The organism is Phormidium pseudopriestleyi FRX01, from assembly GCF_017313335.1.
GTDB classification, from domain to species: domain Bacteria; phylum Cyanobacteriota; class Cyanobacteriia; order Cyanobacteriales; family Laspinemataceae; genus Laspinema; species Laspinema pseudopriestleyi.
In genome coordinates this window covers 1-9,664 of the sequence record NZ_JAFLQW010000399.1, presented here as the reverse complement: position 1 = coordinate 9,664, position 9,664 = coordinate 1, and the positions used below count along the sequence as shown (strand labels likewise).

5 protein-coding genes are annotated in these 9,664 nt (G+C 46.1%); all 5 read right to left on the bottom strand.

The annotated features are described in order from the left end of the window. Window positions 1-73 precede the first annotated feature (73 nt). A complete protein-coding gene (locus J0895_RS26775; protein ID WP_207088867.1) occupies window positions 74-1,588 on the bottom strand; it encodes a helix-hairpin-helix domain-containing protein in 1,515 nt (504 codons plus the stop codon). Window positions 1,589-1,612: 24 nt separating this feature from the next. Further along, window positions 1,613-2,377, bottom strand: coding sequence for an LAGLIDADG family homing endonuclease (locus tag J0895_RS15025; protein WP_242541334.1), 765 nt, complete (start codon window positions 2,375-2,377; stop codon window positions 1,613-1,615). Next, window positions 2,353-6,234, bottom strand: a complete 3,882-nt coding sequence (gene dnaE / locus J0895_RS25990; protein ID WP_242541333.1) for a DNA polymerase III subunit alpha — start codon at window positions 6,232-6,234, stop codon at window positions 2,353-2,355. Before dnaE ends, J0895_RS15025 begins: the two co-directional genes overlap by 25 nt. Before the next feature lie 182 nt (window positions 6,235-6,416). Further along, a complete protein-coding gene (locus J0895_RS15010; protein ID WP_340643525.1) occupies window positions 6,417-7,307 on the bottom strand; it encodes an alpha/beta hydrolase in 891 nt (296 codons plus the stop codon). Between the two features lie 110 nt (window positions 7,308-7,417). Next, window positions 7,418-8,875 carry an Asp-tRNA(Asn)/Glu-tRNA(Gln) amidotransferase subunit GatA gene (gatA, locus tag J0895_RS15005; RefSeq protein ID WP_207088865.1) on the bottom strand — a complete coding sequence of 486 codons (1,458 nt, stop codon included), beginning with the start codon at window positions 8,873-8,875 and terminating at the stop codon, window positions 7,418-7,420. Window positions 8,876-9,664: the final 789 nt, after the last annotated feature.

Below are 9,664 nucleotides of genomic sequence, written 5' to 3'. Positions count from 1 at the left end.
CGGCGTTCGTAGTAACGACTGAAGTCGTTATCCCTCTTAAAGTTCGTAGTAACGACTGAAGTCGTTATCCCCATCATCCCTCCTCCAGGTCCTGCAAAATTGACCGAATCGAGTTGAGATAGGCAACTGTAATATGCTGGAACGGAATCTGGTCCGGGAATGGGGGTAGATTCCCCATCCCATTCCCAGGAGGGAGAGAATATACCAAGGCCGGGAATCCAGCAAAATTGAGGGCTGTGACCACATTATGACAATCTTGGACCCAGAAATTGGGTCCGCAAATCGCAGCGAAGCGATGCCGATCGCCGGATTTGACAATGATGGCAACTGCCGGGACTGTTGCCTTGGTTTTGTCTGCCGAATGTTCTTCGAGAATCACTTTGAGGCGATCCAATACTTCCGGCGCATTAATGCGATCGCTCGTCAGTTCCAGCAAAATCATCTCGGTTATCCTCGTCGGTACCACCGCTTCCCGGAGTGGGGTTAATTCATCCAATTTTAAGACTTTGGCTGACTCCACAATCAACTGGGTGCGATCGTCCCGGCGCTCGACTTTCCCATCAATCAGAATCGGACTATCTGGAATCAATAACTCGTGGACTTGTTCATAAGTATCCGGAAACACCACCGCTTCTGCCTTGCCTTCAATATCTTCCATTTGCAAGAAGGCCATGCGGCGTTCATCTTTTTTAGTTATAATCTGTTTAACTTCCGTCAACACCACAAGTACACTAATTTTGGTTCGGGATTTCTGTTCATCCAGTTTCCCCAGACTGACCACCGTAATTCCCAACTGTTCCGCAATTCTTCCGGCATTTTTTAACGGATTTTCAGACACATAAAATCCCAGCAATTCTTTCTCAAATTGCAGCTTTTCTTCCACGGGAAAATCCGCAATATTCGGCGGAACCGGGGCGGATTCAAACGTCGAAGTCTCGGTCATTACGGCTAATTGGTCGAACAAATTAAGCTGGCCGGTTTCTTGTTCCTTAGCCCGGTCCTGCGCCCATTTAATCGCCAGAGGCATATATTCAATCGCTTGTTTGCGGTTGGGATTGAGGCCATCTAATGCCCCACATTTAATCAGGGCTTCTAAGGCGCGACTGTTGACCGTATGTAGATTAATGCGATCGCACAAATCCGCCAAAGACTGAAATGGCCCATTCGCCTCTCGTTCCGCCAAAATGCACTGAATCGCATTGTCTCCAATATTTTTCACCGCCGACAATCCAAACAGAATCGTTCCCTTTTCAGCATTGGCATCCACCGGAGTAAAATCTACCCCAGACTGATTAATATCCGGTCCTTGGACAATGATATTTAACTCTTGACAGTTGGCGATATATTTCTGAACTTTATCCTGGTCACCACTATTTGAAGTCAGCAACGCCGCCATATATTCGACGGGATAATTCGCCTTGAGATAAGCGGTTTGATAGGTGACATAAGCGTAGGCAGTGGAATGGGATTTATTAAAACAGTTAGACGCAACTAACCCATTGGCGAGAATAAAATTGTGGTCTCGTTCAACGCCAATATCATAGACTTCTTCAGTGCTGACTAATTTCCGACTTTTGATTTTAACCACGAGAATAACTCCCTAAAATTTCTTCTATCTTTGCTTTTTTGTAGGGCAATATGTTTTTCCTAGGGTTAATTTAGTTTTTGCATAAACAAAATCATAAAACTTTTGGATAGATGTTCGACTATAAATTCGCCAATAATATACAAATTGAGACTTATGAGAAATAACTTTCCCCATATCAACTTGTTTAGCTAACTCATAAGTAAAGGGTCGGGAACCGACGATACAAACTAATCCACCACTTCTATTTTTATTGACATACGCACAACCATCCCCATCAAAATAGCCCAAGAGGTAAGACCCAAGATAATCGGATTCAGGGAAGTAATAAACGCCAGATATTCCTCGACCTGCAATTACTGCATATCGGGATAAAGCCTTCGCTAATTGCTCAGAAGAAAAATTGATACGGTAATGAGACGCATAACCACCAGGAGGATCAATCACTCGGATTTCACCAGTGTATTGTAATTCAGCTTTTAGCAGTTCTACCAATTCTCGCTGAACAGATTCAAAAACAACATAATTAGTAGAGGTAACGCAACCATCAGCTGCCATTAATCCTAGCAAGTAGGCTTTAACTTGAGAATCAATGATATCGAAGTAGCCTTCATTCAGGGTATAGCGATTTTTTCGCTTGGTATTTATACCGGCTTCAGCAAGCACTCGGGAAACCGAACGTTCACTCACGTCCAAATAAGTAGGAATATCACGACATTCCATGCCTTTATGGAACGCTTCAATAATTTTTTGTCTATGCTGAGGTGTTAACTTGCTGTAAGAAATTGCCATTTCTCTCCCCCCTCTACGCGCTTCAACTCTAATCCTTTCTCAAAAATCTCGTCAATCGCCAACATCTGACCTGATTCAGTCATAAATTTATGGTCTTTCGTCGCCCGAATCACTGTACCATCTTCGAGTTCATACTCAAAAACCTCTTGCTCACCGCGATGATGCCATTGAGCAATGGGCTGGCGGTACAGATACCCATTAGAATCGACACTATAAACTGTACAGGGGATTTGCTTTTCTACGATGTGGCCGATCGCCATCGGGCCATATTCTACGGTCAATATCTCTGTATCGTAGCTTAAGCAATACTCCGCGAACAAAAGCATCTGGTTAAATAAGTTTTCGGCAATGGATTTGGAGACGCCATTTTTAGTTGCTCCATCCAGAAAAAGTTCCCGATGTTTATTCATTTCTTCGGGTTTCTTTTTCCCCATTGCACGGCGTAATAAATCCGCTTGACCTAATGAATAGCCGCCTAAATCCTGGGCAACTTTCATGATTTGCTCTTGATAGCAATTATGAGTAACCACCCCCTGGGCTAGAAAATAGGGCGAGGATTGATCTTCCATTTGGAGGTCAAAACATTCGGCGACCCCTGCCTCTTCTACTGCCATAACATACACATATCGGGCATCTTGCAGATAGGTTTCTGCGTAGAGATCGTGGTAAAATTCGTCCCAGCGGTCTAACTTTTGTTTGTATTGGGATGCTTTGGGTTTAAACAGTGGGGCATTTTGGAGGGCTGTGTTAATCGCCTGCCTGGTTTTGGAATCGGTAGTGGCGATCGCCTCGGTGAGCAATTCGCCAAACCGATTGGCACCAACTGCCAAATAATTGTCTACAATCCCTTCATCCAGTTTTGCAGTCAGTTGAGATTTGCCTAACAGGGATTTAAACCGAGTGCGATCGAGGACATAAACGTAATTGTCCAACACCGCATAAGAGACTTTTAGGCTGCCTAACAATAACCCCACTTGTTGCAATAACTGGGGAGAGGAACTGCGGAAATATAACAAGGTGGGATGATAGCAGCCATCGCTATCCCATAAACCGCGTAACAAATCGAGGCGATCGCGTTCGCAATAATCCAGCACATTTGCCGGTAAATGTTTCTGTTGCGATTTAACCTTCCAACTCCGTCCACCATACAACCCATCCATAAATTGGGTTAGCGGAGTGGGTTTCGGTTGCGTCTTAAATTTCGAGTAAGCGTACCAGCATCGAGTCTGGAAATAATATTTCGGTTCACCTCCCCAGGTTGACTCAATTAAATTCGCCACATATTCGGCTGTTTCTTCTCTCGAACAAGCAATATTCGGCGTCGATGAAACCAGATTGCCATCGCCAATGAACAATCCTAACAGATAGGCTTCATTGGGATTGAGCTGTTGGGAATTGTTAGAAATCGGCCATTGTTCATAAAGGACTGAACTATAGATATGAGCATTTTTTAATCCTCCGGGTCCAGCTTTCAATTCCCCCGCTTCCTTGTCTCCTTCTGGAGTTAAGAATCGATGGGATTTACTGGTATAAATTACGGTCCCGCTAGAGAGGGTAATTTTGAGAATTTCTTTGCACCCACTCCGCCATTGTTTGGCAACCTTAGCTTCCCAAACTTGACGACCATTTGAGGTAAGTACCCAGTCTCCGGGTTCAATGTCTTCGATCACCACCGTAGACCCATCAGGTTTATTAATCTGCGTCCCTTTCGGTAAACATAAAATCCCGTAGGTTTCATTCAGAATCGTTTCTAACATGGGATGTTCATATTGAATCGCTTCCCGTCCATGTTTGCGATCGATAAATTTGGGAATCAGTCCCGCATCCAACGGACCCGGACGATACAAAGCCAAAATTGAAGAAATATCTTCCAAACTGGAAGGCTTCAATTCTTGCACAATTTGCTTCATTCCCGAGGATTCTAATTGAAAAACCCCTTCCAAGTCTCCCTTGGCTAAAATCTTGTAGGTTTTATCAATATCGTCGGGGAATTTTTTAGTGCCTCTGCCTCGAACTTCCTGTGCTCTGCGTTCTTCAGAGGGAAACTGATAGGGGTCAAAATTAAGATTTTTTGTTTCCTTGATATAGTCCAGGGTTTTCTGAATCATGGTTAAATTCTTCAACCCTAAAAAGTCCATTTTTAATAAACCCAGGGATTCTAAATCCTCCATTGAATACTGGGTAATAGTGGCTCCATCGTTATTTTTTTGGAGGGGAACAATTTCATCTAAAGGGTCAGCAGAAATCACGACTCCAGCAGCATGAACCCCAGAACTTTTGTTGGTTCCTTCAATTCTAATTGCCATATCCAACCATTGTTGGAAATTAACAACGGTCCCATCTTCGCGGAGGATTTCTTCGTTTTTAACGTATGCTTCTCTAAATTCCGGGGCGGGGGATTTATCGGAAATCATCGTAGCTAATTTTTCCGGTTTTCCCCGGGCGACGGGAATTAATTTCGCCATTTCATCGGATTTTTTGTAGGGAACCCCTAACACCCGGGCGACATCTTTTAACACCGCTTTGGAAGTCATGCGGTTAAAGGTGATGATTTGGGCGACCCGTTCTTTGCCGTATTTTTCGGTGACATATTGAATGACTTCATCCCGGCGAGAGATGCAGAAATCTGTGTCAATATCGGGCATGGACTTCCGTTCTGGGTTCAAGAATCGCTCAAATAGTAGTCCATGATGTACCGGGTCAATATTGGTAATTTGCATGGCATAGGCGACGAGAGAACCGGCGGCAGACCCTCGACCGGGACCAACCGGAATGCCGCGATCGCGGGCATATTTGATGTAATCCCAAACCACTAGAAAATAAGCCGCAAATCCCATTTTTTGCAGCATTTCGACTTCATAAACTAGCCTGTTCCGATACACTGAGGGAATTTCTTCGTAGTTTTTAACCTGAAAGCGTTCCTTCAGTCCGTCTTTGGCAATCGATTCCACATAAGTGTTGGGAGTTTCTCCAGGAGGACATTGGAAATCGGGAATCCTAGGTTCGCCGAAAATGTGGTAGGTTTCGACTTTATTGGCAACTTCTAGGGTGTTGGCGATCGCCTCTTGAATCACCTGATCAGACAAGTGATCTCTAAACAACAATGCCATCTCTTCGGCGGATTTTAAATACTCCGTACCGCTATAGCGCAGCCGCTTATCTTCAGTAATCAGCTTGCCAGTTTGAATGCACAACAACGCATCATGGGCTTCTACATCATAACAAGAGATAAAATGGGAATCGTTGGTGGCAATCAGTTTAATATTCTGTTCTCGGGCAATTTTCACCAGTTCCACATTCACGAGCCGGTCTTCCTGAGACCCATGATCCTGGAGTTCTAAATAATAATCATCCCCAAATAGTTTCTTATACCATTTCGCCACTTTTCGGGCGACATCTAGTTTGTTTTGCATAATGGCTTGGGGAATTTCTCCCCCTAAACAAGCACTGGTAACAATTAATCCTTCGTGATATTGTTCTAAGAGTTCTTTGTTAATACAAGGACGGGCAATAATCCCTTTGCCGTGAATCCCTTCGAGACTAGAAATCGTGGTTAATTTGACTAGATTTTTATAGCCTTGAGTATTTTTGGCTAAAACAACTTGATGATAGCGACGGCAACGGGCTGTGGTATCTAACGGTTCATTAATTACATACATTTCATTGCCGATAATCGGTTTAATTCCTTTTCCTCGGCAGACTTTAATCAGTTCGATCGCCCCATACATGACCCCGTGATCCGTCAGGGCGATCGCCGGCATTCCCAACTCGATCGCCTTGTCAATCAGTTTTGGAATCTGACTGGCACCATCAAGCAGGCTGTAATCGGTGTGAATATGTAAACCAACAAATGACATAACGCTACGTTTAATTGAAGTTTGATGATGAAATTAATAGAATTTTGAGAGTCAGAAATTTGGTTAAATATCCTGTTTTTTAGTTAATCGCGACTCCTTCAAAAGTTAGGGGAGAGATAACCGATGAAGGAGTCAGTCCAATAGGGCAAGGATTGCTTCTGATCAAGGGGTTAACCCCCTGGTTACCGATAAGACTGAATTTCTTCCCTTGAAATCTCTGTATTTTGATGAGCTTGGGCGGCTACTACAAAGTCTCGTACCGCTTGAAAATAGGCTTCTCCGGCAATCGTCGCCACATTATTATGTCCTGCTTCTGGTACTAAAAATAGCCGTTTTGGTTCCGGTGCAATTTGATAAAGCTGCTCACTCATTTCACTAGGAATTTCTGGATCAGCAGTCCCATGAATGAACAAAATTGGAATCTGTAATTGGCTCATTTTAGCGCGGGAATCAAAGCGATGGGTCAACAATAAATCAATGGGAAACATCCAAAAATTAAAGCGATAATCCACCATTTCCCGCATAGAGGTAAACGAACTTTGCACAATCACCCCAGCAGCATCGGGTTGGCGAATTGCTAACTCAACAGCGATCGCCCCCCCGAGGGAATGTCCATACAAGAAAATCTGTTCCGGCGAGATCCCCCGGTCCCGCACTAAATAGTTCCAAGACGTTTCCGCATCTACAAATACGGTATTCTCCGTGGGAAATGACCCTTCCGAGAGTCCATACCCCCGGTAATCAATTAACAACACGGAGAACCCCAACTGATGAAACCGGGCCGCATGATTGACATTCGCCCCAATATTCACCCCATTCCCATGTAGATACAACAAGATGTGACTATTTGGAGTTTCTGAGGGAATCCACCATCCATGAATGCGTTCTACCTTGCCACTTTTCTGACTCACGGGAATCCAAACTTCTTCATACTGGAGTTCGAGTTCAGCCGGAGTCGTTTCTATAACCTGTGCGGGAAAAAAGATCAACCGATTTTGCCGCAGATAGAGAAACAAACAAGCCCCAAAGTAGGCGATCGCCAAAATTCCGGCAATCAAAAGAGGTCCTTTCACAGAAGTCGGCAGTCCCATTCCCTTCATGGCAATTGCAATGTTTACAGATTTGATTTGAAATGAACATCAGGAGCATCACAGGTGTCCTGGACAATCCCAGCATCCCCCTTCTAAATTTGGGGTTTGCGGTTATGCCAATCCGTCGCCTGTTCATAAGCATAAGCCACTTCAAACAGTAAATCTTCCCGCAAAACATTCGCAATCATTTGCATCCCAATCGGCAATCCTTGCTCATCAAAACCACAGGGAATACTCAGGGCCGGTAACCCCCCTAAATTGACCGGAATAGTCATCAAATCCGACAAATACATACTCAAAGGGTCAGCCGTCTTTTCTCCCGCCTTAAATGCCGTAGAAGGAGCCGTAGGACAGACTAAAATATCCACCTGGGCGAAAGCTCGTTCAAAATCTTCCTTAATCAAAGTCCGAACTTTTTGCGCCTTGAGATAATACGCATCATAATAGCCAGCCGATAGCACATAAGTCCCGATCGCAATCCGGCGCTTCACCTCCGCCCCAAATCCCTGCGCCCGAGTCTTGCCATACATCTCAATCAAAGTTTCACTATCCTCAGCGCGGAACCCATATTTTACCCCATCGTAACGGGCCAGGTTCGCCGAGGCTTCCGACGGCGCAATAATGTAGTAAGTGGGCAACCCATAGCGGAACCTGGGACAGGATACCACCTGAATCTCCGCCCCTAACTCTTGCAACACCTCGATCGCCTTAGTAACGGCTCTTTCCACTCCCGCATCTAACCCCTCCCCAAAGGTTTCCTTAATAATCCCAATCCGTCGCTGACCCTTCGGCTTTAAATTGGGTTTCACGAATTTCATATAGTCGGGGATCGTAACATTCAAGCTGGTAGAATCCTTCGGATCATAGCCCGCAATATGCTTAAGCAAAATTGCCGCATCTTCTACCGTGCCCCCAAACGGTCCAATTTGGTCCAGGGAAGAGGCATAGGCGACCAACCCATACCGGGACACTAATCCGTAAGTGGGTTTCATCCCCACCACCCCGCAAAACGATGCCGGTTGGCGAATCGAACCCCCAGTATCCGAACCGAGGGCCACAATACATTCTCCCGAGGAGACTGCCGCCGCTGACCCTCCGGACGACCCTCCGGGAATCCGGCTGAGGTCCCAAGGGTTCGAGGTGACCTGAAATGCTGAGTTTTCCGTGGAACTACCCATCGCAAACTCGTCCATATTGGTTTTACCCACCATGACAGCCCCTGCCTCAATTAAACGCTCAGTCACCGTTGATTCGTAGGGCGGCACATAGTTTTCCAGCATTCTGGATCCGCAAGTAGTGCGGATTCCCTCGGTGCACATATTGTCTTTAATCGCGATAGGAATGCCTGCGAGCATACCGATTTCTTCACCTGCCGCGATTTTGGCATCCACCCGTTTCGCTTGTTCCAAGGCGCGATCGGGTGTCACGAGTAAGAAGCTGTGTAGTTTGGGCTCTAACGAATCAATCCGCTTTAGGGCTTCTTGGGTAATTTCTACCGCCGAGCGTTCTTTTCGGATTAGTTGTTTGTGTAACTCGCGGATGGATGCCATGCTCGTACCTTATGATTTCAATCTTAATATTAAGGTGACCTCAACTCGCCAGAATACCATCAAGCTTGGAGCTTTCAAATCTTTGGCGCAGCCAGCGTCTCTAAACTCATGCTATATCAGAATGAACAGGCACTCCGAGGAGTTTAATACTTTGCTTGGCTCTAGTTGTGGGAACATTTCGCGGGAGCATCCCAATGCTCGCCGCCCTCACCCTAAATCCCTCTCCCAAAGGGGGGAGAGGCCTGTCCTGAGCCCTGAGCCCCGCCGAAGGGTGAGCCCCGCCGAAGCCTGTCCTGAGCCCTGAGCCCCGCCGAAGCCTGTCCTGAGCTTGTCGAAGGGGGTCGAAGGGGGTCGAAGGGGACTTTGAATCGGGCTCCCCTGAACCCTGAGCCGGTCGAAGCCTGTCCTGAGCCCTGAGCCAGTCGAAGGGTCGAAGGGGGTCGAAGGGGGGAGAATGGGGCTCCGGGGGATGAGGGCAGACTGTCCAAACATCGGATACACCCCATTTCGCGAAGGCTTTATCACCAGATGCCCGGATGCGGTTGCCACTGAGCGCTCTTTCTGGGGTTCGCTTTCAACAACCCTAGCTCAATCCTCGCCCTTACTCCACCCCCAGCGATATTTCATCTTGACACTCCCACGCTCTTTAGAGCGTGGGATTCTTTAAGAGTCCAGAATCTGAACCTTAAGGGCGTAGTCAATGCGCCCCTACCAACTCCATCAAGATTCAATCCCAATGTTGTCGCTACTTTTCTGAGAATGTTGGCTGCCCCATTACAATCAGCATTG